The organism is Cupriavidus sp. 05L411 (assembly GCF_056398045.1).
Map to the genome: position 1 here is coordinate 61,717 of NZ_JBFTOQ010000007.1, position 25,672 is coordinate 87,388.

Sequence of the window (25,672 nt, forward strand, 5' to 3'; positions counted from 1 at the left end):
GTCCACTTATCACTGGAGGTTCTCATGGGCATGCTCGACTTCATCAAGGAAGCAGGAGAGAAACTGTTTGGCGGCAGCGCAGCGCAAGCCGCGCCCGCGGCGGCTCCGGCCGATGCGCCGGCGGCGGATGCCGATGCCGATGCGGCCAACCGCGCCGCCGGCGATGCCATCGAAGGCTACATCAAGCAGATGAACCTCGACGCCACCGGGCTGATGGTGCAGGTGGACGGCTCGCAGGGGCTGGTGACGGTGTTCGGCGTGGCGCCGGACCAGGCCACCCGCGAGAAGATCATCCTGTGCTGCGGCAATGTGCAAGGCGTGGACAAGGTCGACGACAAGATGTCGGTCAATGTCGACTCCACCGAATCGACCTGGCATACCGTGGTCAAGGGCGACACCCTGTGGGCGATCTCCCAGACGGCCTACGGCAACGGCGCGCTGTACACCGCGATTTTCGAGGCCAACGAGCCGATGTTGACGAATCCGGACAAGATCTACCCCGGCCAGAAGCTGCGCATCCCGCCCAAGGCCTGACGCCCCCTGGCCTGTTTTTCGGCTATCGGCCTGATGCTGGCCTGAATGAGGCATCCATATTGCACACACCCGGCTTCTCGGCTATAGTCGCTCACATGATTTCGCGCCAAGCCCTACTCGCCCGCACCATTCTAGGTGGCCTACTAGGCCGTCAGGTCGGGGCGCGTTCGCGCTGAGGGAAGCCAAGCCCCTCGCGTAAAGTCACACAGGATTTACAAAACGCCCCGGCCTGCATCACTGCACGCCGGGGCGTTTTGCATTCAGCACGAATACAGCAGCACAGCAAAACGAAACGGCGAATGCCGAGGCATCCACCCGATTCGCCGAATACAAAAGTCAGCCCAGGAGCCCCAACCATGTCCGACAAACTCATTATTTTCGACACCACCTTGCGCGACGGCGAACAGTCGCCCGGCGCCTCCATGACCCGCGAGGAAAAGATCCGCATCGCGCGCCAGCTGGAGCGCCTGAAGGTCGACGTGATCGAAGCGGGCTTTGCCGCCAGCTCCAACGGCGACTTCGAAGCGATCCGCTCCATCGCCCAGGTCGTCAAGGATTCGACCATCTGCTCGCTGGCCCGCGCCAACGACCGCGATATCGCCCGCGCCGCGGAGGCGCTCAAGCCGGCCAACGCCTTCCGCATCCATACCTTCATCGCCACCTCGGCGCTGCATATGGAAAAGAAGCTGCGCATGACGCCGGACCAGGTTTTCGAGCAGGCCATCCAGGCGGTGCGCTTTGCGCGCCAGTTCACCGACGATATCGAATTCTCGCCTGAAGACGGCAGCCGCTCGGACATGGATTTCCTGTGCCGCGTGCTCGAAGGCGTGATCAAGGAGGGCGCTACCACCATCAACCTGCCGGACACGGTGGGCTACGCCGTGCCGGAAGGCTACGCGGGCCTGATTCGCTCGGTGCGCGAACGCATCCCCAATTCCGACAAGGCCATCTGGTCCGTGCATTGCCACAACGACCTCGGCATGGCCGTGGCCAATTCGCTGGCGGCGGTCAAGCTTGGCGGTGCGCGCCAGGTCGAGTGCACCATCAACGGCCTCGGTGAGCGTGCTGGCAATACCAGCCTGGAAGAAGTTGTGATGGCGGTCAAGACGCGCCGCGACTACTTCGACATGGACGTCGGCGTGGACACCACGCAGATCGTGCCAGCCTCCAAGCTGGTGTCGCAGATCACCGGCTTCGTAGTGCAGCCCAACAAGGCCGTGGTGGGCGCCAACGCCTTCGCGCATGCTTCGGGCATCCACCAGGATGGCGTGCTGAAGGCGCGCGATACCTACGAGATCATGCGAGCGGAAGACGTGGGCTGGACCGCCAACAAGATCGTGCTGGGCAAGCTCTCGGGCCGCAATGCGTTCAAGCAACGCCTGCAGGAACTTGGCATCGAGCTGGAGAGCGAGGGCGAGGTCAATGCCGCGTTCACCCGCTTCAAGGAACTGGCCGACCAGAAGTCCGAGATCTTCGACGAAGACATCATGGCCATCGTTTCCGACGAGGCGCACGACGTCAACGAACACTTCCGCTTTATCTCCCTGTCGCAGCACTCCGAGACCGGCGAGCGCCCGCATGCGCGCGTGGTGTTCAACATGGACGGCAATGAGGTGACGGGTGAAGGCGAGGGCAATGGCCCGGTCGACGCCACGCTGCACGCCATCGAGGGCAAGGTCGCCAGCGGCGCCGAGCTGGTGCTGTATTCGGTCAATGCCATCACCGCCGGCACACAGGCCCAGGGCGAAGTGACGGTCCGCTTGTCCAAGGGCGGGCGCATCGTCAACGGCGTGGGCACCGATCCCGATATCGTGGCCGCCTCGGCCAAGGCCTACCTGGCCGCGCTGAACAAGCTGCACGACAAGGCAGTGCAGAAGATCAACCCGCAGATCTGATCCCGATCTGACCGGTAAGCCCGCGGCCTATCCGGCCGCGGGGCTTGAATCGGCCCGCCGCATTCCCATGAGGATGACGGCGGGCTTTTTGCATTCTCCTGCCCTCAGCGGCGCCGGCCGCGCCCCTCCGCGAGCGGGTCTGGCGTGATCTGGGTCTGGCGCAGCACGCCGGCGTCGTCGAAATAGAAATTGAACATCGACGGCCAGGTGTCCTCATGCCTGAAGCGGTAAGACCATACTTCGCGCTTCATCAGCGGGTAATACTGCTTGGGCTCGCGGGGCTTGCCGAAGTGCTGTTCCACGTCCAGCTTGGTCCAGACATCGACCTTCGCCTTGTAGAGCTCGCTGGTCTGCAGCATCTGGCGGAAGGCGCTCAGGTGGCCATCGCGGTCGAAGTCGGCCGCGTAGGATTGCTGCCCGAAGGGTTGCTTCGAGTAGATCCATCGCTGCGTGCCGTCGGATAGCTGATAGGTATCGGTTGGTGTGCCAAAGCGGGCTTGTACGGCGGCTTCTGGCGCGCCCATCATGTCCTGGCCGACTTTGACCGGTTGCAGCACCGAGCAGGCTGGCAGGATGGTTGCCGCTGTTGCTAGCACGAGCCAGCGGGCGGCACGGCGCGACGATGAGGCTTTCATGGCAGTCCTCTTATTGAAATTCGTGGTGATATGAATTAAGAGTGTAGCGGCGCGCAAAAGTTGTGTGCGCCTCATGTGGCATGCGCGGCTTTTTGAGGGCAAGCGCCGCCATGGCACCGCCATCCTCGCCCAATTTCCCGTTTTGCCGCGAACGCGATCCGATTTGCCTAGGCTGGGTCCCTGGCTTACCATGCAGCGCTTTGGCGGGAGATCACTCGATGTGGGCTAAACGATGGCTGGCGGGCTGTTTGCTGGCGGTGGCGGCGAGCGCCGGCGCGCAGGAGCCGATTCGTCTCGGCATGATCGAGGGTTTGTCCGGCCCCTTTGCCAACGCGGGCGACGCGGTGGTGCGCAACCTTCGGATCGCCATCGACCGCGTCAATGCGCGCGGTGGCGTCAAGACCGCGGAAGGCGCGCGGCCCCTTGAGCTGGTTACCTTCGATAGCAAAGGCAATGTCGACGAGAGCCTGATCCAGTTGCGCGGGCTGGTGGACAAGCGGATTCCCTTTGTCCTGCAAGGCAATAGCTCGGCGGTGGCTGGCGCGCTGGTCAGTGCGATCAACCGCCATAACAGCCGGCAGCCCGATGCCCGCGTGCTCTTCCTGAATTACTCGGCGGTCGATCCCACGCTGACCAATGAGGGGTGCAGTTTCTGGCACTTCCGCTTCGATGCCAGCGCCGACATGCGCATGCAGGCCCTGACCGAAGTCATCCGTGCCGATGCCGGCGTGCGGCGCGTCTACCTGATCGACCAGGACTACAGTTTCGGCCATCAGGTGTCGCGTTCGGCGCGCGAGATGCTGGCGGCCAAACGGCCCGAGCTGCGCATCGTGGGCGATGAGTTCCACCCGATCGGCAAGATCAAGGACTTCGCCCCGTATATCGCCAAGATCAAGGCCAGCGGCGCGGATGCGGTGATCACGGGCAACTGGGGCAACGATCTCACCCTGATGATCAAGGCCGCGCGCGAGGGCGGGCTGAATGCCAAGTTCTACACCTTCTACGGCAACGGGCTGGGCGCGCCGGCGGCCATGGGCGATGCCGGGGTAGGGCGCGTGCTTGCGGTGGCGGAGTGGCACCCGAACGTGGGCGGCGCGGCCTCGGACGCGTTCTACCAGGCGTTCCGTGCCCGTTACCCTGAGCCCAAGGACGACTACGTTCACCTGCGCATGCAGATGATGGTGGAAATGCTCGCCCGGGCCATCGAGCAGGCGGGCTCGACCGACGCCGTCAAGGTGGCGCGTGCGCTGGAGGGCATGCGCTACGTCAACGACTTCCATGATGCGACGATCCGCGCCGACGACCACCAGGTGCTGCAGCCGCTCTACGTGTCGGTGATGGAGAAGCAGGGCGGCGATGTGCGCTTTGACAATGAAGGGTCGGGATATGGCTTTCGCACGGTGAGGAAGCTAAAGTCGGCGCAGACCATGTTGCCTACGACCTGCAAGATGGAGCGGTTCTAGCGGTTCCAGGCCGGCGTTGCCGCAAACGCCATCGCCGGCCCGTTTTCCGTTATAATCGCCCGCTGTCATAGCCAGCCGGTTGTCAAAAACCGGTCCGGCGAGACAGTTGCCTGTATGTAGGACACGCACAAGGCACGACGCATGCGGCACATTTCGTGCTGTAGCGTTCGCAAGTGAAAAGGAAATCACCATGGCAGAAGCCCAAATCAGCAGCAAAACCGAAGTCATCAAGCAGTTCGCACGTGCCGCCAACGACACGGGTAGCCCCGAAGTCCAGGTCGCTCTGCTGACCACCCGCATCAACGAACTGACCCCCCACTTCAAGGCCAACATGAAGGATCACCACAGCCGCCGCGGTCTGCTGCGCATGGTGAGCCGTCGTCGTCGCCTGCTGGACTACCTCAAGGCCAACGATGCCGACCGTTATCGTTCGCTGATCGAGAAGCTCGGCCTGCGTAAGTAAGCAGCCAGGATCGTCCGGATGGCAGCACGAATGGATGCACTGCACGCCTTCGCGTGAGCCACTAATGCCTGCGTCAGCCTCGCTGATGCAGGCATTTTGTTTTTGCGGATGAAATGCCGCAGGTCCGGCCGTCGTTCGGTCGCTGTCCTGTCGATGTTCAGCATTGCTGCAAGTGATTTTTGCTCTACTTGATGGTGCCATGGCCCCGGGGGCTGGCACACGTTGCGCCAAGACGTGCAACGGAGTAAGTTACTGTGTTCTTTAGCTTTTTTTAGCTTTTTTCTGTTAATCCATACCGGAGTCGGGCAAGGAAGCGGGGCTTTGTGTCATTCCAGCGCGGTATCTGCCCAGGCAGATGCCACGTACCAGCTACCAGCTGCCAGCTATCAGGTATCGCGCTGGAATGGCATAGCACTTCCCTGTGACTGAGGCCGACGCTGATCCGGCAGTTCGCCCGCGGCTGCTAACGCGGGCGTTGCACAAGCGTGCAAGCACGAACAAAAGGAACGCTCATGACCATGTTCAACAAGATCGTCAAGGAATTCCAGTGGGGCCAGCACAAGGTGCGCCTGGAAACCGGCGAGGTTGCCCGCCAGGCTGGCGGTGCCGTGATCGTCGACATTGAAGACACCGTGGTGCTCGCCACCGTTGTCGCGGCCAAGTCGCCCAAGGCCGGCCAGGATTTCTTCCCGCTGACCGTCGACTACATCGAAAAGACCTACGCTGCTGGCAAGATCCCCGGCGGCTTCTTCAAGCGTGAAGGCCGTCCGTCGGAAAACGAGACGCTGACCTCGCGCCTGATCGACCGCCCGCTGCGCCCGCTGTTCCCGGAAGGCTTCTACAACGAAGTGCAAGTGGTCATCCACGTGCTGTCGCTGAACCCGGAAGTCCCGGCTGACATCCCCGCCCTGATCGGCGCCTCGGCTGCCCTGGCAGTGTCGGGCATTCCGTTCAGCGGCCCGGTCGGCGCAGCGCGCGTTGGCTACAAGGACGGCCAGTACCTGCTGAACCCGACCCGTTCGCAGATCGCCGCTTCGGAACTGGACCTGGTGGTTGCCGGTACCGAGCGCGCCGTGCTGATGGTGGAATCGGAAGCCCGCCAACTGTCGGAAGAGGTGATGCTGGGCGCCGTGGTCTATGGCCACGAGCAGATGCAGACGGCCATCAATGCCATCCATGACCTGGTGCGCGACGGCGGCAAGCCGGAGTGGGACTGGACCGCGGCACCGAAGAACGAAGCGCTGATCGCCAAGGTTGGCGAGATCGCCCTGCCGCTGCTGCAGGACGTCTACCAGCTGCGCCAGAAGTCGGCTCGCAGCCAAAAGCTCAAGGAAGTCTACGCTACCGTGTCGGCCAAGCTGGCCGAAGCCGGCGTGGAAGCCGACAAGGTCGAAGTGGGCAACGTGCTGTTCGATATCGAAGCCAAGATCGTGCGCAGCCAGGTGCTGTCGGGCGAGCCGCGCATCGATGGCCGCGACACCCGCACCGTGCGCCCGATCGAGATCCGCTCGTCGGTGCTGCCGCGCGCTCACGGCTCGGCCATCTTCACCCGTGGCGAAACCCAGGCGCTGGTGGTTGCCACGCTGGGCACCAAGGGCGATGAGCAGATCATCGACGCGCTCGCCGGCGAATACCGCGACCGCTTCATGCTCCACTACAACATGCCTCCGTTCGCCACCGGCGAAACCGGCCGCGTGGGCAGCCCCAAGCGCCGCGAAATCGGCCACGGCCGCCTGGCCAAGCGCGCGCTGATTCCGGTCCTGCCGAAGGATGACGAATTCGCCTACACCATCCGCCTGGTGTCCGAAATCACCGAATCCAACGGCTCGTCGTCGATGGCATCGGTGTGCGGCGGCTGCCTGGCGCTGATGGACGCGGGCGTTCCGATCAAGGCGCACGTGGCCGGCGTGGCCATGGGCCTGATCCTGGAAGGCAACAAGTTTGCCGTGCTGACCGACATCCTGGGCGACGAGGACCACCTCGGCGACATGGACTTCAAGGTCGCGGGTACCGACACCGGCATCACCGCGCTGCAGATGGACATCAAGGTCCAGGGCATCACCAAGGAAATCATGCAGGTCGCGCTGGCGCAAGCCAAGGAAGGCCGCCTGCATATCCTGGGCAAGATGCAGGACGCGATGGGCCATGCGCGCACCGAGCTGTCGGAGCACGCGCCGCGCATGATCACCATGAAGATTCATCCGGACAAGATCCGCGAAGTGATCGGCAAGGGCGGCTCGACCATCCAGGCCCTGACCAAGGAGACCGGCACCACCATCGACATCCAGGAAGACGGCACCATCACCATCGCCTCGACCTCGACCGAAGGCATGGCCGAAGCCAAGCGCCGCATCGAAGGCATCACCGCCGAAGCCGAAGTGGGCAAGATCTACGCCGGCACCGTGCTCAAGCTGCTGGACTTTGGCGCCATCGTCAACATCCTGCCGGGCAAGGATGGCCTGCTGCATATCTCCGAGATCGTCAACGAACGCGTCAAGGACATCAAAGACTGGCTCAAGGAAGGCCAACACGTGCGCGTCAAGCTGATCCAGGCTGACGAGAAGGGCCGCCTGCGCCTGTCCCTGAAGGCCGCGCTGGCCGAAGAGGGCGGCAGCATCAGCCCGATCGCCAACACCAGCGAGGCACCGGCAGCACCGGCCGCGCCGGCAGCACCGACGACGCCTTCGGCTGATCAGCAACAGCAGTAAGTGTTTTACGGTGCCGGCAGAACGACGGTACCCGTAGCAGAAAAAGCGGCTGGCGATGTCCAGCCGCTTTTTTGTTTACACTCCCGCCAGTCCCACCCCATGCGGCCCGGCTGTTCGGCTCGCTGCATGGCGGGTGCCCAGATTGATCTCCCCGCCATGCGTGCGTGAGCCCGCCGCATGCGCGAGGTCCCTAACCGCAAGGAGCAGCAATGCAAGCCATCGAAATCCGCGAGTACGGCGCCCCCGAAGTCCTGCAACTGGCGCAACGCCCCGACCCGGTGCCCAAGGCCGGCGAGATCCTGATCCGCGTGGCCGCGGCCGGCATCAACCGCCCCGACGTATTCCAACGTACCGGCAACTACCCGGTGCCACCCGGCGCGTCCGACCTGCCGGGCCTGGAAGTAGCCGGCGTGGTGGCCGGCGGCGACCTGGCGCACCCCGACAACCGCTTCGGCCTGAAGCTGGGCGATCGCGTGTGCGCGCTGGTGCAGGGCGGCGGTTACGCCGAGTTGTGCGTGGCCCCCGCGGCGCAATGCCTGCCGGTGCCGGAGGGCCTGTCGGATGTCGAGGCGGCCGCATTGCCGGAGACGTTCTTCACCGTGTGGAGCAACGTATTCGATCGCGGCTACCTGGGTCGCGGCCCGCTGGGCAAGGACGAGACCCTGCTGATCCAGGGCGGCTCGAGCGGCATCGGCACGACCGCCATCCAGATCGCCAAGGCCCTGGGCCACAAAGTCTTCGTCACCGCCGGCAGCGCCGACAAGTGCCGTGCCTGCGAGGAACTGGGCGCCGATCGTGCCATCAACTACAAGACCGAGGACTTTGTCGCCGAGGTGAAAGCCCTGACCGGCGGCCGTGGCGCAGATGTCATCCTCGACATGGTGGCTGGGCCGTATCTGGCGCGCGAACTGTCCTGCGTCGCCGACGATGGCCGCATTGTGATCATCGCGCTGCTGGGCGGCGCCAAGGCCGAGATCCCGCTGGGCGATATCCTGCGCCGCCGTATCACCGTGACAGGCTCCACGCTGCGTCCCCGCCCGGTGGCGTTCAAGGGCGAGATCGCGCAGGCGCTGCACCAGCACGTGTGGCCGCTGCTGGCGGCGGGCAAGATCAAGCCGGTGATCCACCAGACCTTCCCGGCCGCCCAGGCCGCCGATGCGCATCGCCTGATGGAGTCCAGCGAGCACATCGGCAAGATCGTCCTGACCTGGTAATGCCGCTGCTAGCGGGCTGATGGCTGAGAGCGGCCAGGTGCGGCCGGGGCCCCGCGCCCCGGCCGATTTCGGGGCCCTTCTGTGGCGTAGGGCCTTGGCCCGCGCTACAATAGCCGGTTTGATTGAGAGGGGCGCCCTGTGAGACAAAAGCTCGTTATCGGCAACTGGAAGATGCACGGCAGCCTGGCTGCCAATGTGACCTTGCTGGAAGCGATCAAGGCGGCGCCCGCAAGCGCGCGCCTGGCAGTATGCGCGCCGTTCCCGTATCTTGCGCAGTGCCAGGCGTTGCTGGCCGGGTCCGCGGTGGCCTGGGGCGCGCAGGACGTGTCCGCCGAGGCGCGCGGTGCCTTCACGGGCGAAGTCGCGGCCTCCATGCTGGCTGAGTTCGGTGTTTCGTATGCCCTGGTGGGGCATTCGGAGCGACGCAGCTACCATGGCGAGACGGATGCCACGGTAGCGGCCAAGGCGGTGCGTGCGCTGGAGTTCGGCATTGTGCCGGTGGTGTGCGTGGGCGAGAGCCTGGCGCAGCGCGAGGCAGGCGAGACCGAGGCCGTGGTCGGCCGTCAGCTCGGCGCCGTGCTCGAGGCCCTGTCGCTTGAGCAGCTCGGCCGCATCGTGCTGGCCTATGAGCCGGTGTGGGCGATTGGCACGGGCAAGACCGCAAGCAGCGAGCAGGCCCAGGCCGTGCACGCTTTCCTGCGCGCCCAGGTGGCGGCGCGCGACGCCGGCGTGGCCGCTCGCATGGCCATGTTGTATGGCGGCAGCGTGAAGCCGGACAATGCGGCAGAACTATTTTCCATGCCCGACATCGACGGGGGCCTTATCGGAGGCGCCTCGCTGAAGTCGGACGATTTCCTCGCGATCGGCAACGCCTGAATGCCGGCCGCTCATAGGGTCTGATCAGGCAAGCGAATCGAACCAAATGGCAATTTTCAAAACTTTGTTGGTAGTGGCGCAGGTACTGTCCGCGCTTGGCGTGATTGGCCTGGTGCTGCTGCAGCATGGCAAGGGCGCCGATGTCGGTGCGGCGTTCGGCTCGGGGGCCTCGGGCAGCCTGTTCGGCGCCACCGGCTCGGCCAACTTCCTGTCGCGTACCACCGCCGTGCTGGCGACGCTGTTCTTCATCTGCACGCTGAGCCTGACGCTGATGGGCAACTATCGGCCGGCAGCCTCGCTGGGCGTGATGGGCTCCGCGCCCGCGGTGGCACCGGCGGTGGCGGGGGCTTCGGCGCCTGCTGCTGCATCGGCTGCCGCGGCCTCGAATCCTTCTGCGCCTGCTGTACCGAAATAATCAACGAGCCTTGTGACTTATTCTTGAAGATTTTTGCTGTTGTGCATTGAACAAAACAAGAATCCTAGGTTAGAATACAAGGCTTGAAACGATCCCCAGCGACGGGGCTCCAGCCAGGATAAAGTAGTATCCCAGCCAGAGTTCCGAAGGGTGTAAAAACCCAGGGCCCTGAAAAGCCCGGCGCGAGGCAATATTGTTTCTCCCCCAGCCGACGTGGTGAAATTGGTAGACACGCTATCTTGAGGGGGTAGTGGCGAAAGCTGTGCGAGTTCGAGTCTCGCCGTCGGCACCAAACAACTTGATCGGGGCATACATCCGGAAACCATCCCGGATGTATGCCCCGGCCAGTCCGCAAGGCGGCGTCGTAATTTCTACGGAATGGCGCTTGGGGTGGGCAACAGGACGCCGCTTACCGCTGGTGCTGTTGACAACATTCCAGATAAGGCTGGCCGTACCTTGAATCTCGAAGCCTACTTCCCCGTCCTCATCTTCATCATCTTCGGTGTCGTGCTCGGCATTGCACTGATGTCGATCGGCCGAATTCTCGGTCCAAACAAACCTGATCCCGCGAAGCTCTCTCCGTACGAGTGCGGCTTCGAAGCGTTCGAGGACGCGCGCATGAAGTTCGACGTGCGCTACTACCTCATCGCTATTCTTTTTATCCTGTTCGATCTCGAGACCGCCTTCCTGTTTCCCTGGGGTGTAGCCCTGCGGGATATCGGCTGGCCGGGCTTCTTCGCCATGGGCGTGTTTCTGCTGGAATTCATCGTGGGCTTCGTCTACATCTGGAAAAAGGGCGCGCTCGATTGGGAGTGATGTGATATGGCAATCGAAGGCGTTCTCAATGAAGGCTTCGTCACGACTACCGCTGACAAGCTGATCAACTGGACCCGCACCGGGTCGCTCTGGCCGATGACCTTTGGCCTGGCGTGCTGCGCTGTGGAAATGATGCATGCCGGCGCCGCGCGCTACGACATGGACCGCTTCGGCGTGATTTTCCGCCCGTCGCCGCGCCAGTCGGACGTGATGATCGTGGCCGGCACGCTGTGCAACAAGATGGCCCCCGCGCTGCGCAAGGTCTATGACCAGATGGCAGAGCCGCGTTGGGTGATCTCGATGGGTTCCTGCGCGAATGGCGGTGGCTACTATCACTACTCGTATTCAGTGGTGCGTGGTTGCGATCGGATCGTGCCGGTGGATATCTATGTGCCTGGCTGCCCCCCGACGGCGGAAGCGCTGATCTACGGCATCATCCAGCTGCAGAACAAGATCCGTCGCACCAACACCATCGCGCGCAAGGGCTGACATGTCGAACCTCGATACTCTGAAGGCCGCGCTCGAAAAGGTACTGGGCAAGCGTATCCAGAAACTGGTAGAGGCGCTAGGCGAGATTACCCTTATCGTCAAGGCCGATGACTACCTGGAAAGCGCGCTGATGCTGCGCGACGATCCCTCACTGCATTTTGAGCAACTGCTCGATGTGTGCGGCGTCGACTATTCCACCTATGGCGACGGCGCCTGGGACGGCCCCCGTTTCGCGGCCGTGACGCACCTGATCTCGATCAAGCATAACTGGCGCCTGCGCGTACGCGTGTTCGCGCCGGACGACGACGTGCCCGTGGTGCCCTCGCTGACCGACGTCTGGAACTCGGCGAACTGGTTCGAGCGCGAAGCGTTCGACTTCTACGGCATCGTGTTCGAAGGCCACAACGACCTGCGCCGCCTGCTGACCGACTACGGTTTCGTCGGCCACCCGTTCCGCAAGGATTTCCCGGTCTCGGGCTATGTCGAGATGCGCTACGACCCCGAGCAAAAGCGGGTGATCTATCAGCCCGTCACGATCGAGCCGCGCGAGGTCACGCCCCGCGTGATCCGCGAAGAGAATTACGGCGGCTTGCAGCACTGAGAACGCGCAATGGCAGACATCAAGAATTACACCCTTAACTTCGGCCCGCAGCACCCTGCGGCACACGGCGTGCTGCGCCTTGTGCTGGAGCTGGACGGCGAAGTCATCCAGCGCGCCGACCCCCATATCGGCCTGCTGCACCGTGCCACCGAAAAGCTGGCCGAGCAGAAGACCTGGATCCAGAGCGTGCCTTACATGGACCGCCTCGACTACGTGTCGATGATGGTCAACGAGCATGCCTACGTGATGGCCATCGAGAAGATGCTGGGTCTCGAGGTGCCGATCCGCGCGCAATACATCCGCGTGATGTTCGACGAAATCACGCGCTTGCTGAACCACCTGATGTGGATCGGCTCGCACGCGCTCGACGTGGGCGCGATGGCGGTGTTCCTGTACGCCTTCCGCGAACGCGAAGACATGTTCGACATGTACGAGGCGGTGTCGGGCGCGCGCATGCACGCGGCCTATTACCGTCCGGGCGGCGTGTACCGCGACCTGCCGGACACGATGCCGCAATACAAGGCGTCGAAGATCCACAACGAGCGCGCCATCAAGGCCATGAACGAAGCGCGTTCGGGCTCGCTGCTGGACTTCATCGAGGACTTCACCAACCGCTTCCCGAAGTACGTCGACGAATACGAGACGCTGCTGACGGACAACCGGATCTGGAAGCAACGCCTGGTCGGCATCGGCGTGGTGAGTCCCGAACGTGCACTGCAGATGGGCTTTACCGGCCCGATGCTGCGCGGCTCTGGCATCGAGTGGGACCTGCGCAAGAAGCAGCCCTACGAAGTGTATGACCGCATGGAGTTCCAGGTGCCGGTGGGCGTGGGCGGCGATTGCTACTCCCGCTACCTGGTGCGCGTGGAAGAAATGCGCCAGTCGAACAACATCATCAAGCAGTGCATCGACTGGCTGCGCCGCAATCCGGGCCCGGTGATGAGCGACAACCATAAGGTTGCGCCGCCGTCGCGCGTGGACATGAAGTCGAACATGGAAGAGCTGATCCACCACTTCAAGCTCTTCACCGAAGGCATTCACGTGCCTGAAGGCGAGACTTATGCGGCAGTGGAGCACCCGAAGGGCGAGTTCGGCATCTATGCCATCTCCGACGGTGCGAACAAGCCGTATCGCCTGAAGATCCGTGCCCCGGGCTTTGCCCATCTGGCCGCACTGGATGAAATGGCCAAGGGCCACATGATTGCGGATGCGGTAACGATCATCGGTACGCAAGACATCGTCTTCGGCGAAATCGACCGCTGACGAGCTAACAAGAGCCGCCGGCCCCGGACGACGATCCGGGCGCCCCTGGCACGGACCCACAAATGATCGTGTCCGGTCACGGGAAACCCGCGGTGAGCCCAGCATGCCTTTGACATGCGGGCTGCAACGGCAGCGACGGCTGCAAACCTGCGGGATGCGCGCCATGTGGCGGCGCAGATCCGCAAATGACACGGCGTATTACAGCAACGACCATGCTATCAGCAGAAGCTCTCAAGGAAATCGATCGCGCGATCGCCAAGTATCCGGCTGACCAGAAGCAGTCGGCCGTGATGGCGGCGTTGGCCGTGGCGCAGGGCGAAGTGGGCTGGGTCTCCCCGGAAGTCATGCAGTTTGTTGCCAGCTACCTCGACATGCCGCCGGTATGGGTCGAGGAGGTTGCAACCTTCTACAACATGTACGACACCAAGCCGGTCGGCAAGTACAAGCTGACCGTCTGCACCAACCTGCCGTGCGCACTCTCCGGCGGCGAACGTGCCGGCGACTACCTCAAGCAAAAGCTGGGGATCGGCTACAACGAAACCACCCCGTGCGGCACCTTCACCCTCAAGGAAGGCGAGTGCATGGGTGCCTGCGGCGACGCACCGGTGATGATCGTCAACAATACCCGCATGTGCAGCCATATGAGCGACGCCAAGCTGGATGCGCTCGTCGACGAGCTCAAGGCCGCCGGCAGCACTGCAGCCAAGGGAGACAAGTAACATGACCTCTCTGCACGACCGTCATATCAAGCCGCTGATCCTGGCTGGCCTCGATGGCAGCAACTGGCACCTCGATGACTACGTCAAGCGCGGTGGCTACCAGCAGCTCAAGCGCATCCTGACCGAGAAGATCACGCCCGAGCAGGTGATCGCGGACGTCAAGGCCTCTGGCCTGCGCGGCCGTGGCGGCGCAGGCTTTCCCACCGGCCTGAAGTGGAGCTTCATGCCGCGTCAGTTCCCCGGCCAGAAATACCTGGTCTGCAACACCGACGAGGGCGAGCCCGGTACCTTCAAGGACCGCGACATCATCCGCTACAACCCGCATGCGCTGATCGAAGGCATGGCCATCGGTGCGTACGCGATGGGCATCACCGTGGGCTACAACTACATCCACGGCGAGATCTGGAACGAGTACAAGATCTTCGAGCAAGCCCTCGAAGAGGCGCGTGCCGCCGGCTTCCTGGGTGACAACATCCTGGGCTCGGGCTTCGACTTCCAGCTGCACGCCCACCACGGCTACGGCGCCTACATCTGTGGCGAGGAAACCGCGCTGCTCGAATCGCTGGAAGGCAAGAAAGGCCAGCCGCGCTTCAAGCCGCCGTTCCCGGCCAGCTTCGGCCTGTACGGCAAGCCGACCACCATCAACAACACGGAAACGTTTGCCGCGGTGCCGTTCCTGCTGTCGATCGGGCCGGAGAATTACCTGAAGATGGGCAAGCCGAACAACGGCGGCTCCAAGATCTTCTCGATCTCCGGCGACGTCGAGCGCCCCGGCAACTACGAGATCCCGCTGGGCACGCCGTTCGCGACCCTGCTGGAACTCGCCGGCGGCATGCGCGGCGGCAAGCGCATCAAGGCAGTGATCCCTGGCGGCTCGTCCGCCCCGGTGGTGCCGGGCGACATGATGATGGCGTCCGACATGGACTATGACTCGATCGCCAAGGCCGGCTCGATGCTGGGCTCGGGCGCGGTGATCGTGATGGACGAGACGCGGTGCATGGTTCGCTCGCTGCTGCGTCTGTCGTATTTCTACTTTGAAGAATCGTGCGGCCAGTGCACGCCGTGCCGTGAAGGCACTGGCTGGCTCTATCGCATGGTGAATCGTATCGAACACGGAGAAGGGCGCCAGGAAGATCTGGACCTGCTCAATAACGTCGCTGAAAACATCATGGGCCGTACTATCTGCGCGCTTGGTGATGCGGCAGCGATGCCGGTCCGCGGCATGCTCAAGCACTACTGGAAAGAGTTCGAATATCACGTCGAACACAAGCAGTGCATGGTTCCGGCCTACTCTTAAGCGTGGCAGAACATGGTTGAACTCGAGATCGACGGCAAGAAGGTTGAGGTTGCTGAAGGCAGCCTGGTGATGGAAGCCGCCCGCCAGTTGGGCACCTACATCCCGCACTTCTGCTACCACCGTAAATTGTCCATCGCGGCGAACTGCCGCATGTGCCTGGTTGAGGTTGAGAAAGCGCCCAAGGCGCTGCCCGCCTGCGCCACGCCGGTCACCCCTGGCATGAAGGTCTTCACCAATTCGGAGAAGGCAGTCAAGGCCCAGAAGTCGGTGATGGAATTCCTGCTGATCAACCACCCGCTGGATTGCCCGATCTGCGATCAGGGCGGCGAGTGCCAGTTGCAGGATCTGGCGGTGGGCTACGGTGCATCGGAATCGCGCTACAAGGAAGAAAAGCGCGTCGTATTCCACAAGAACGTGGGCCCGCTGATCTCCATGGAAGAGATGAGCCGCTGCATCCACTGCACCCGCTGCGTGCGCTTTGGCCAGGAAGTGGCCGGCGTGATGGAGCTGGGCATGCTGGGCCGTGGCGAGCACTCCGAGATCACGACCTTCGTTGGCCAGACCGTGGATTCGGAACTGTCCGGCAACATGATCGACCTCTGCCCGGTCGGCGCGCTGACCAGCAAGCCGTTCCGCTACTCGGCACGTACCTGGGAACTGGCACGCCGCAAGTCGGTGTCGCCGCACGATGGCCTGGGCGCGAACCTGGTGGTGCAGACCAAGAACCAGCGCGTGATGCGCGTGCTGCCGCTGGACAACGAAGCCGTCAACGAATGCTGGCTGTCCGACAAGGACCGCTTCTCGTACGAAGGCCTCAACAGCCCGGACCGCCTCACCAAGCCGCTCGTCAAGCAGGGCGGCGAGTGGATGGAAGCCGACTGGCAGACCGCGCTGGAATACGTGGCCAACGGCCTCGCGAGCATCAAGCGCGACCATGGCGCCGACCAGATCGCTGCGTTGGCCAGCCCGCACAGCACGCTGGAAGAACTCCACCTGCTGGGCAAGCTGGTGCGTGGCCTGGGCAGCGACAACGTCGACTTCCGCCAGCGCCAGACCGATTTCTCGGCCGCCATCAAGGGCGCGCCGTGGCTTGGCCTGCCGATCGCCGATGTCTCCACGCTGCAACGCGTGCTGGTGATCGGTTCCGCCCTGCGCAAGGATCATCCGCTGCTGGCCGCGCGTCTGCGCCAGGCTGGCAAGAAGGGGGCCCGCGTGGCCGTGCTCGGCGCCAGCGCCGACGATCTGCTGATGCCGCTGGCCGCACGCATTGACGTGGCGCCGTCCGGCTGGACCGCGGCCCTGGCCGGCGTGGCACGTGCCGTTGCCGCCGCCAAGGGCGTGGCCGCTCCGGCGGGCACCGATGGCTTCGATGGCGATGACAAGGCCAAGCTCGTGGCCGACGCGCTGCTGTCGGGCGAGCGCCGCGCGGTGTTCCTCGGTAACGAGGCCGTGCGTCATCCGCAATTCGCCGCGCTGCATGCGCTGGCACAGTGGATCGCCACGGAAACCGGCGCGACGCTGGGCTTCCTGACCGAAGCCGCGAACACCGTCGGTGGCTATATCGCCGGCGCGCTGCCGCAGAACGGCGGCGCCAATGCGCAGGCCATGTTCGACACGCCGCGCCGTGCCTACGTGCTGTTGAACACGGAACCCGAGTTCGATGCCGCCAACCCGACTCAGGCGCTGGCCGCGCTGGCCCAGGCCGGCACCGTGGTGGTGCTGTCCGCCTTCCGCTCGGACGCCGCGCTGCAATATGCTGACGTGATCCTGCCGGTGACCCCGTTCACCGAAACCGCCGGCACGTTCGTGAACTGCGAAGGCCTGCCGCAAAGCTTCAACGGCGTCGTCCGCGCGCTGGGCGATTCGCGTCCGGGCTGGAAGGTGCTGCGCGTGCTGGGCAATCTGCTGGACGTGCCTGGCTTCGACTTCGAGACCGCCGAAAGCGTGCGCGACGAAGTGCTGGCCAAGCCGGTCGCACCGCAACTGAACAACGGCACCGACGCGGCCATCCGCGTCACCGCCCAGGTGGCAGGTGGGATCGAACGCATCGCCGATGTGCCGATCTACCACGCCGACCCGATCGTGCGCCGTGCGGATTCGCTGCAACTGTCCGCAGCCGCGCGCCGCGCCATGCAAGCCGGCCTGTCGGCAGACCTGTTCGCCTCGCTGGGTGTGCAGGCTGGCGATCCGGTGCGCGTGACGCAAGGCCAGGGCAGCGTGGTGCTGCCGGCCGCCCTCGAAGCCGCGTTGCCTGCCGGCACCGTGCGCGTGTCCGCTGGCACCGTTGCCGCGACCACGCTGGGTGCACCGTTTGGCACCGTCACCGTAGAGAAAGCCATCGACCTGGCCGCCACCGCGAAGGGCGCGGCCGAGCCGGCGGCCACGGCATAAGAAGAGCGAGAAAGAAACATGATCGATTGGATTACCTCGCAAGGACAGAATCTCTTCGGCGGCGCCTGGACGCCGCTGTGGATCCTGATTCGCGCCGTGGTCATTGTGGTGCCGCTGCTGTTGTGCGTGGCCTACCTGATCCTGTGGGAGCGCAAGCTGATTGGCTGGATGCACGTGCGTATCGGCCCGAACCGGGTCGGCCCGCTGGGCCTGCTGCAGCCGATCGCCGACGTGCTCAAGCTGCTGCTCAAGGAAGTGATGATGCCCACGCAGGTCAGCCGGGGCATGTACCTGGTTGCCCCGCTGATGGTGCTGATGCCCGCCGTGGCGATCTGGGCGGTGATTCCGTTCCAGGCCGAAGTGGTGATGGCCAACGTCAACGCCGGCCTGCTGTACGTGATGGCGATCAGCTCGGTTGGCGTCTACGGCGTGATCCTGGCCGGTTGGGCCTCCAACTCCAAGTACGCCTTCATCGGCGCCATGCGCGCCGCGGCGCAGATGGTCTCGTATGAAATCGCCATGGGCTTTGCCCTGGTGACGGTGCTGATGGTGTCGGGCAGCCTGAACCTGTCGGCCATCGTCAACTCGCAGAACACCGGCTATTTTGCCAACATGGGGATCAACGTACTGTCGTGGAACTGGCTGCCGCTGCTGCCCATGTTCGGCGTGTACTTCATCTCCGGCGTGGCCGAAACCAACCGCCACCCGTTCGACGTGGTGGAAGGCGAGTCGGAAATCGTTGCCGGCCACATGATCGAGTACTCGGGCATGGGCTTTGCGCTGTTCTTCCTGGCTGAGTACATCAACATGATCGTCATCTCGACGATGACCGCGTTGATGTTCCTGGGAGGCTGGGCGCCGCCGTTCGAGAGCTTCATCACCAATGCGGTCCCGGGCTTCTTCTGGCTGGTGATCAAGGTATTTTTGCTGCTGTCGGTGTTTATCTGGATTCGTGCTTCGTTCCCGCGCTACCGCTATGACCAGATCATGCGCCTGGGCTGGAAGATCTTCATCCCGCTGACGGTGGGCTGGCTGGTCATCGTCGCGATCTGGATCCGGTCGCCCTGGAATATCTGGCATTGAACGGCCAAAGCAGGGGCGCTGCCACGACAGGCGGCGCCCTGCGGAATCATTAGGAAGCAATCGTCATGCTGCTCGCCATCAAGGACTTCTTCAACAGCCTGCTCCTGAAGGAACTCTTCAAGGGCATGGCTCTGACCGGGCGCTATCTCTTCGCCCGCAAGATCACGGTCCAGTTCCCCGAAGAGAAAACGCCGATGTCGCCGCGTTTTCGTGGCCTGCATGCGCTGCGCCGCTACCCCAACGGGGAAGAGCGCTGCATCGCCTGCAAGCTGTGCGAAGCGGTTTGCCCGGCTGTGGCCATCTCCATCGAGTCTGATGCCCGCGCCGATGGCACCCGCCGCACCACGCGCTATGACATCGACCTGACAAAGTGCATTTTCTGCGGCTTCTGCGAAGAAGCTTGCCCGGTCGACGCCATCGTCGAGACGCATATCCTCGAATACCACGGCGAGAAGCGCGGCGACCTGTACTTCACCAAGGACATGCTGCTGGCAGTGGGGGACCGCTACGAGCCGCAGATCGCCGCGGCCAAGGCCGCGGACGCCAAGTACCGCTGATAAGCGCATTACAGGGCATGCCCGCCGAATCTGGTGGGCGTTGCCAATGCATTGTGAATCGGGCCCCGTGTGGGGCTAACGAAAAGGATGCCGCAAGGGCAGGCCACCGGGGGTGGCTTGTGCCGGAAGGCTCGACGAGGACCATGGAACTCACGACCACCATCTTCTATGTCTTTGCGCTGGTGCTGGTGCTCTCCGCACTGAAAGTCATCACCGCGAAGAACCCGGTGCACTCCGCACTGTTCCTCGTGCTGTCGTTTTTTACGGCAGCCGCGATCTGGATGCTGCTGAAGGCCGAATTCCTCGCCATCCTGCTGGTGCTGGTGTACGTGGGCGCCGTGATGGTGCTGTTCCTGTTCGTGGTGATGATGATCGATATCGACATCGAGCACCTGCGACGGGACTTCTGGACCTACGTGCCGCTGGCCTCGGTGATCGGTGCGCTGATCATCGGCGAGATGGCCACCGTGCTGGTGCGTAACTTCATCGGCACCACGGTGCCGCTGAACAACGTCGCGCAGGGCCCGGACTACTCCAACACGGCCGCGCTCGGCAAGCTGATCTACACCGACTACATCTACGCGTTTGAAGTGGCGGGCATCATCCTGCTGGTGGCGATCATCGCCGCCGTCGCGCTGACGCTGCGCCGCCGCAAGGACAACAAGTCGCAAGACGTGGGCGAGCAGTTGCGTACCCGCCGCCAGGACCGCGTGCGCCTGGTCTCGATGCCCAGCGAAGCCCGTGCCGGCACCCAAGCCAGCCCGGATGCCGCGGCTGCCGCTAACAAGAACTAAAGCCCGGAGAAACGCTGTGCTCTCTCTCGCCCATTTCCTCGTGCTCGGTGCGATCCTGTTCGCCATCAGCATCGTTGGTATTTTCCTGAACCGCAAGAACGTGATCGTGCTGCTGATGGCGATCGAGCTGATGCTGCTTGCGGTCAATATGAACTTCGTCGCCTTCTCGCACTATCTGGGCGACCTGGCAGGACAGGTTTTCGTTTTCTTTATCCTCACGGTGGCTGCGGCCGAATCGGCAATCGGCCTTGCAATCCTGGTCGTGCTGTTCCGCAACCTGGACACGATCAACGTGGACGACATGGACACCCTCAAGGGCTGATCCGCGCCGCTACGTTATGAATCAAGACCGTTCTCCGACCGCACACCACTAAGCGTCCTATGGCAACCACGCTCGACCCCAACCTGCTACTGGCGATTCCGCTCGCACCGCTCGCCGGTGCAGCCATCGCCGGCCTGTTCGGCACCAAGTTCTTCAGCACGTTCTCCTCGGAGACACGCGCCGGCCGCACGCTGGCCCACACCGTGACGATTCTCGGTGTGGCGATTTCCTGCCTGCTGTCGATCATCGTGCTGATGGACGTCATGAACGGCGCGAGCTTCAACGCCACCGTGTACGAGTGGATGAAGATCGGCGACCTGAAGATGGAAGTGGGCTTCCTGGTCGACTCGCTGACCGCGATGATGATGGTGGTGGTGACCTTCGTCTCGCTGATGGTGCACATCTACACCGTCGGCTACATGAGCGAAGACCCCGGCTACAACCGCTTCTTCGCCTACATCTCGCTGTTCACCTTCTCGATGCTGATGCTGGTGATGAGCAACAACTTCCTGCAGCTTTTCTTCGGCTGGGAAGCTGTGGGCCTGGTGTCGTACCTGCTGATCGGCTTCTGGTACACCCGCCCGACCGCCATCTTCGCCAACCTGAAGGCGTTCCTGGTCAACCGTGTGGGTGACTTCGGCTTCATCCTCGGCATCGGCCTGCTGCTGGCCTACAGCGGCAGCATGAACTACACCGAAGTCTTCGCCGCGCGCGACCAGCTCGCCACGGTGATCTTCCCGGGCACCGACTGGTTGATGATCACGGTCGCCTGCATCTGCCTGTTCATCGGCGCCATGGGCAAGTCGGCGCAGTTCCCGCTGCACGTGTGGCTGCCCGACTCGATGGAAGGCCCGACCCCGATCTCCGCGCTGATCCACGCCGCCACCATGGTGACGGCCGGCATCTTCATGGTCGCGCGCATGTCGCCGCTGTTCGAGCTGTCGGACACCGCGCTGTCGTTCGTGCTGGTGATCGGCGCCATTACCGCGCTGTTCATGGGCTTCCTGGGCATCATCCAGAACGACATCAAGCGCGTGGTGGCTTACTCCACGCTGTCGCAGCTGGGCTACATGACCGTCGCGCTGGGCGCCTCGGCATACTCGGTGGCCGTGTTCCACCTGATGACCCACGCATTCTTCAAGGCGCTGCTGTTCCTTGCCGCGGGCTCGGTCATCATCGGCATGCACCACGATCAGGACATCCGCAACATGGGTGGCCTGCGCAAGTACATGCCGATTACGTGGATCACCTCGCTGGTGGGTTCGCTGGCCCTGATCGGCACGCCGTTCTTTGCTGGTTTCTACTCCAAGGACTCGATTATCGAGGCCGTGGCCGAGTCGCATATCCCGGGCTCGGGATTCGCTTACTTCGCGGTGCTGGCCGGCGTGTTCGTCACGGCGTTCTACTCGTTCCGCATGTACTTCCTGGTGTTCCACGGCGAAGAGCGTTTCGGCAAGGAAGACCACCACGCGCATCACGCGGGCAACCATGACGATGAGGAGGCAACGGCCGACCATCACCACGGCCTGGCCCCGGGCGAGAAGCCGCACGAGTCGCCGTGGGTCGTCACGCTGCCGCTGGTGCTGCTGGCCATCCCGTCGGTGGTGATCGGCGCGATCGCGATCGGCCCGATGCTGTTCGGCGACTTCTTCAAGAATGGCGTGGCTTTCAAGAACGTGATCTACGTGGGTGAGAACCACCACGCGATGGCGGAGCTGACCGAAGCCTTCCACGGCTGGGTGGCGATGGGCCTGCATTCGCTGACCACGCCGGTGTTGTGGCTGGCCATCTCGGGTGTGGTGCTGTCCTGGTTCTTCTACATGAAGCGCCCGGATATCCCTGCCGCGATCAAGCAACGCTGCTCGGGCCTGTACACGCTGCTCGACAACAAGTACTACATGGACGCCATCAACGAGGCAGTGTTTGCCCGCGGTGCACGTCTGCTTGGCACCGGCCTGTGGAAGGGCGGCGACCAGGGGCTGATCGATGGCCTGGTGGTCAACGGTGCCGCACGTGTGGTCGGCTGGTTCGCTTCGGTGAGCCGCTACCTGCAGTCCGGCTATATCTACCATTACGCATTCGCCATGATCCTGGGCATGCTGGTACTGCTGACGATGACGGTGTTCGGCACCTCGTTCGCCACAGTGGGCACCAAGTAAGGAAAACAAGAAAATGGTTCTGTCTTTCGCTATCTGGCTGCCGATCTTTTTTGGCCTGCTGATACTAGCCTCGGGTTCCGACCGCAGCCGCTGCTATGTGCGCTGGATGTCGCTGTTCGGCTCCATCGCCAGCTTCATCGTCACGCTGCCTCTGGTGTTTCACTTCGACCGCTCCACGGCGGCCATGCAGTTCGTCGAGAAGTCGAGCTGGATCGAGCGCTTCAACATCAACTACCACCTGGGTGTCGACGGCATCTCGATGTGGTTCGTGGTGCTGACCGCCTTCATCACGGTGATCGTGGTGATCGCCGCCTGGGAGGTGATCACCGAGCGCGTGGCCGAGTACATGGCAGCGTTCCTGATCCTGTCGGGCGTGATGGTCGGCGTGTTCTGCGCGCTCGACGGCATGCTGTTCTACGTGTTCTTCGAAGCCACGCTGATCCCGATGTACATCATCATCGGTGTCTGGGGCGGCCCGAACCGCGTCTACGCGGCCTTCAAGTTCTTCCTATACACGCTGCTCGGCTCGCTGCTGACGCTGGTTGCGCTGCTGTACCTGTACAGCAAGACCGGTACTTTCGCGATCCTCGAATGGCACCAGGCCAAGCTGTCGATGAACGAGCAGATCGCGCTGTTCATTGCCTTCTTCATGGCCTTTGCCGTGAAGGTGCCGATGTGGCCCGTCCACACCTGGCTGCCTGACGCCCACGTGGAAGCGCCGACCGGCGGCTCGGTGGTGCTGGCTGCCATCATGCTGAAGCTGGGCGCCTACGGTTTCCTGCGTTTCTCGCTGCCGATCGCACCCGACGCCAGCCATAGCCTGTCCGGGTTCATCATCGCGATCTCGCTGATCGCCGTCATCTACATCGGTCTGGTCGCGCTGGTGCAGGCCGACATGAAGAAGCTGGTGGCGTACTCGTCGATCGCCCACATGGGCTTCGTCACGCTGGGCTTCTTCATCTTCAACGAGATCGGCATCGAGGGCGGCATCATTCAGATGATCTCCCACGGCTTTATCTCGGGCGCCATGTTCCTTTGCATCGGCGTGCTGTATGACCGGGTGCACTCGCGCCAGATCGCCGATTACGGCGGTGTGGTGAACACCATGCCGAAGTTCGCGGCGCTGTCGGTGTTCTTCGCCATGGCCAACTGCGGCCTGCCGGCTACCTCGGGTTTCGTCGGTGAGTTCATGGTCATCCTGGGCGCGGTCAAGTTCAATTTCTGGATTGGCCTGCTGGCAGCCACGGCACTGATCCTGGGCGCCGCCTATTCGCTGTGGATGGTCAAGCGCGTGATCTTTGGCGACGTGGTGCACAAGCACGTGGCCGAGCTGGTCGACCTGAACAAGCGCGAGTTCTTCATGCTCGGCCTGCTGGCGATCATGACCCTGTATATGGGCCTGTATCCGAAACCCTTCACCGATGTGATGCACGCTTCCGTGGTGAACCTGCTGTCGCACGTGGCGCAGTCGAAGCTGTAATCGGGGAGAGAAACAAACATGCAACCGTCCTCGACATTGGCACCTGTGGCGCCAATCATTTTCCTGGCGATCGCGATCGCCGCGGTCAACTGGATCGACCTTGCCCGTGGCAAGAACCGCACCAGCGTGGCCTATCCGTTGTCGCTGCTGACCACGCTGGTGCTGACCGCGTGGTTCGGCATCAACGGCGTTGCCGGCGAGACCCACTACGCGTTCGCCAACCTGGTGGTGGTGGACCCGATGGCCAACCTGCTGTCGGCCTTCGCTTCCGCGGCGCTGTTCGTCACGCTGGTCTACACCCGTAGCTACCTGGCCGACCGCGACATGTTCAGCGGCGAGTTCTATATGCTCGCGCTGTTTACGCTTGGCGGCCAGATCGTGATGATCACCGGCAACAACTTCCTGACCCTGTACCTGGGCCTGGAACTGCTGTCGCTGGCATCCTACGCGCTGGTGGCCTTGCGCCGCGACAACCGCGTGACTTCCGAATCCGCCATCAAGTACTTCGTGCTGGGCGCACTGGCCTCGGGCTTCCTGCTGTACGGCATGTCCATGCTGTACGGTGCCACCGGCTCGCTGAACCTCGGCGAAGTGTTCCGCGTGGTGGAATCGGGCCGCGTCAACACCACCATGCTGGCCTTCGGCGTGGTCTTCATCGTGGCCGGCATTGCGTTCAAGATGGGCGCCGCACCGTTCCACATGTGGATCCCGGACATCTACCAGGGCTCGCCGACCGCGGTGACGCTGCTGATCGCTGGCGCGCCCAAGCTGGCTGCGTTCGCCATGGCGCTGCGCCTGCTGGTGGAAGGCCTGCTGCCGCTGGCGGTGGACTGGCAAGTCATGCTGATGGTGCTGGCCGTGGCGTCTCTCGCCATCGGCAACCTGACTGCCATCGTGCAGACCAACCTGAAGCGGATGCTGGCTTACTCCACCATCTCGCACATGGGCTTCCTGCTGCTGGGCCTGCTGTCCGGCGTGGCCGACGGCAAGGCCGACGGCGCCGCCAGCGCCTACGGTTCGTCGATGTTCTATGCCGTGACCTACGTGCTGACCACGCTGGGCACCTTCGGCATTGTGCTGCTGCGCGCCGGCAAGGATTTCGAAGCCGAGACCCTGGACGACCTCAAGGGCCTGTCGCGCAAGAACCCCTGGTACGCGCTGCTGATGCTGGTGATGATGTTCTCGCTGGCCGGCATCCCGCCGACCATGGGCTTCTACGCCAAGCTGGCGGTGCTCGAAGCCGTGGTCAAGAGCGGCATGACCTGGCTGGCCGTGGTCGCCGTGCTGTTCTCGCTGATCGGCGCGTTCTACTACCTGCGCATCGTCAAGCTGATGTACTTCGATGCACCGGCTGACGAGCGCAAGCTGGAGTCCAGCTTTGGCCTGCGTTCGATGCTGACGCTGAACGGCGCGGTCATCATTGCCCTGGGCCTGTTCCCCGCGGCGCTGATGAACCTGTGCTACCAGGCGATCCGCGCCACGCTGGCGTCCTGATGCA

The 25,672-nt window shown here is 63.2% G+C and carries 23 protein-coding genes and 1 tRNA gene; 23 read left to right on the forward strand and 1 reads right to left on the reverse strand.

Annotation, left to right across the window (positions count from 1 at the left end; translation table 11 throughout):
* Positions 1-24: 24 nt before the first annotated feature.
* Positions 25-534, forward strand: a complete 510-nt coding sequence (lysM, locus tag AC1DQR_RS09945) for a peptidoglycan-binding protein LysM (RefSeq protein ID WP_253932763.1) — start codon at positions 25-27, stop codon at positions 532-534.
* 356 nt (positions 535-890) lie between these two features.
* Entirely contained in the window at positions 891-2,429 is a 1,539-nt protein-coding gene (locus AC1DQR_RS09950) for a 2-isopropylmalate synthase (protein ID WP_416048003.1), read from the forward strand.
* Between the two features lie 104 nt (positions 2,430-2,533).
* Here AC1DQR_RS09950 and AC1DQR_RS09955 read toward each other — a convergent pair whose 3' ends face one another.
* A complete protein-coding gene (locus tag AC1DQR_RS09955; RefSeq protein ID WP_416048004.1) occupies positions 2,534-3,064 on the reverse strand; it encodes a hypothetical protein in 531 nt (176 codons plus the stop codon).
* A 218-nt stretch (positions 3,065-3,282) separates the two neighbouring features.
* Between AC1DQR_RS09955 and AC1DQR_RS09960 the strand changes: the two genes are divergently transcribed.
* The 21 genes from AC1DQR_RS09960 to nuoN all read left to right on the forward strand — a co-directional run bounded on the left by AC1DQR_RS09960 (position 3,283) and on the right by nuoN (position 25,668).
* Positions 3,283-4,527, forward strand: coding sequence for a branched-chain amino acid ABC transporter substrate-binding protein (locus AC1DQR_RS09960; protein WP_253932765.1), 1,245 nt, complete (start codon positions 3,283-3,285; stop codon positions 4,525-4,527).
* A gap of 190 nt (positions 4,528-4,717) precedes the next feature.
* Positions 4,718-4,990: a 30S ribosomal protein S15 gene (gene rpsO, locus AC1DQR_RS09965; protein WP_006156843.1), complete on the forward strand. Its 273-nt coding sequence runs from the start codon at positions 4,718-4,720 to the stop codon at positions 4,988-4,990.
* A 512-nt stretch (positions 4,991-5,502) separates the two neighbouring features.
* Positions 5,503-7,698, forward strand: coding sequence for a polyribonucleotide nucleotidyltransferase (gene pnp, locus AC1DQR_RS09970; protein WP_477132943.1), 2,196 nt, complete (start codon positions 5,503-5,505; stop codon positions 7,696-7,698).
* 209 nt (positions 7,699-7,907) lie between these two features.
* A complete protein-coding gene (locus AC1DQR_RS09975; protein ID WP_416048006.1) occupies positions 7,908-8,912 on the forward strand; it encodes an NAD(P)H-quinone oxidoreductase in 1,005 nt (334 codons plus the stop codon).
* 138 nt (positions 8,913-9,050) lie between these two features.
* Positions 9,051-9,788: a triose-phosphate isomerase gene (gene tpiA / locus AC1DQR_RS09980; RefSeq protein ID WP_183033672.1), complete on the forward strand. Its 738-nt coding sequence runs from the start codon at positions 9,051-9,053 to the stop codon at positions 9,786-9,788.
* 46 nt (positions 9,789-9,834) lie between these two features.
* Complete coding sequence (secG, locus tag AC1DQR_RS09985; protein ID WP_150983745.1) at positions 9,835-10,203, forward strand: preprotein translocase subunit SecG; 369 nt, start codon at positions 9,835-9,837, stop codon at positions 10,201-10,203.
* Positions 10,204-10,410: 207 nt separating this feature from the next.
* A tRNA-Leu gene (locus AC1DQR_RS09990) sits at positions 10,411-10,495 on the forward strand.
* 164 nt (positions 10,496-10,659) lie between these two features.
* On the forward strand, positions 10,660-11,019 hold the full coding sequence (locus AC1DQR_RS09995) for an NADH-quinone oxidoreductase subunit A (RefSeq protein ID WP_006156838.1): 360 nt from the start codon (positions 10,660-10,662) through the stop codon (positions 11,017-11,019).
* Between the two features lie 6 nt (positions 11,020-11,025).
* Positions 11,026-11,508: a NuoB/complex I 20 kDa subunit family protein gene (locus AC1DQR_RS10000; RefSeq protein WP_006156837.1), complete on the forward strand. Its 483-nt coding sequence runs from the start codon at positions 11,026-11,028 to the stop codon at positions 11,506-11,508.
* 1 nt (position 11,509) lies between these two features.
* Positions 11,510-12,109: an NADH-quinone oxidoreductase subunit C gene (locus AC1DQR_RS10005; protein ID WP_174426495.1), complete on the forward strand. Its 600-nt coding sequence runs from the start codon at positions 11,510-11,512 to the stop codon at positions 12,107-12,109.
* Between the two features lie 9 nt (positions 12,110-12,118).
* Positions 12,119-13,372 carry an NADH-quinone oxidoreductase subunit D gene (locus tag AC1DQR_RS10010; protein ID WP_416048007.1) on the forward strand — a complete coding sequence of 418 codons (1,254 nt, stop codon included), beginning with the start codon at positions 12,119-12,121 and terminating at the stop codon, positions 13,370-13,372.
* Positions 13,373-13,584: 212 nt separating this feature from the next.
* Positions 13,585-14,091, forward strand: coding sequence for an NADH-quinone oxidoreductase subunit NuoE (nuoE, locus tag AC1DQR_RS10015; protein ID WP_006156834.1), 507 nt, complete (start codon positions 13,585-13,587; stop codon positions 14,089-14,091).
* A gap of 1 nt (position 14,092) precedes the next feature.
* Positions 14,093-15,388 (forward strand): NADH-quinone oxidoreductase subunit NuoF, encoded by a 1,296-nt coding sequence (gene nuoF / locus AC1DQR_RS10020; protein WP_043344740.1) that lies wholly within the window; start codon positions 14,093-14,095, stop codon positions 15,386-15,388.
* A 12-nt stretch (positions 15,389-15,400) separates the two neighbouring features.
* Positions 15,401-17,779 carry an NADH-quinone oxidoreductase subunit NuoG gene (gene nuoG, locus AC1DQR_RS10025; protein WP_416048008.1) on the forward strand — a complete coding sequence of 793 codons (2,379 nt, stop codon included), beginning with the start codon at positions 15,401-15,403 and terminating at the stop codon, positions 17,777-17,779.
* A gap of 18 nt (positions 17,780-17,797) precedes the next feature.
* Positions 17,798-18,862, forward strand: coding sequence for an NADH-quinone oxidoreductase subunit NuoH (gene nuoH, locus AC1DQR_RS10030; RefSeq protein ID WP_043344744.1), 1,065 nt, complete (start codon positions 17,798-17,800; stop codon positions 18,860-18,862).
* A gap of 65 nt (positions 18,863-18,927) precedes the next feature.
* Positions 18,928-19,419: an NADH-quinone oxidoreductase subunit NuoI gene (gene nuoI, locus AC1DQR_RS10035; protein ID WP_006156830.1), complete on the forward strand. Its 492-nt coding sequence runs from the start codon at positions 18,928-18,930 to the stop codon at positions 19,417-19,419.
* A gap of 143 nt (positions 19,420-19,562) precedes the next feature.
* Complete coding sequence (locus tag AC1DQR_RS10040; protein ID WP_043344747.1) at positions 19,563-20,213, forward strand: NADH-quinone oxidoreductase subunit J; 651 nt, start codon at positions 19,563-19,565, stop codon at positions 20,211-20,213.
* Between the two features lie 16 nt (positions 20,214-20,229).
* The gene (gene nuoK / locus AC1DQR_RS10045; RefSeq protein WP_006156828.1) at positions 20,230-20,535 is read left to right on the forward strand and encodes an NADH-quinone oxidoreductase subunit NuoK; all 306 of its coding nucleotides are present in this window, start codon (positions 20,230-20,232) and stop codon (positions 20,533-20,535) included.
* A gap of 59 nt (positions 20,536-20,594) precedes the next feature.
* Entirely contained in the window at positions 20,595-22,694 is a 2,100-nt protein-coding gene (nuoL, locus tag AC1DQR_RS10050; RefSeq protein ID WP_183033668.1) for an NADH-quinone oxidoreductase subunit L, read from the forward strand.
* Positions 22,695-22,707: 13 nt separating this feature from the next.
* Positions 22,708-24,174: an NADH-quinone oxidoreductase subunit M gene (locus AC1DQR_RS10055; RefSeq protein WP_416048010.1), complete on the forward strand. Its 1,467-nt coding sequence runs from the start codon at positions 22,708-22,710 to the stop codon at positions 24,172-24,174.
* Between the two features lie 18 nt (positions 24,175-24,192).
* Positions 24,193-25,668, forward strand: a complete 1,476-nt coding sequence (nuoN, locus tag AC1DQR_RS10060; RefSeq protein WP_416048011.1) for an NADH-quinone oxidoreductase subunit NuoN — start codon at positions 24,193-24,195, stop codon at positions 25,666-25,668.
* Positions 25,669-25,672 lie beyond the last annotated feature (4 nt).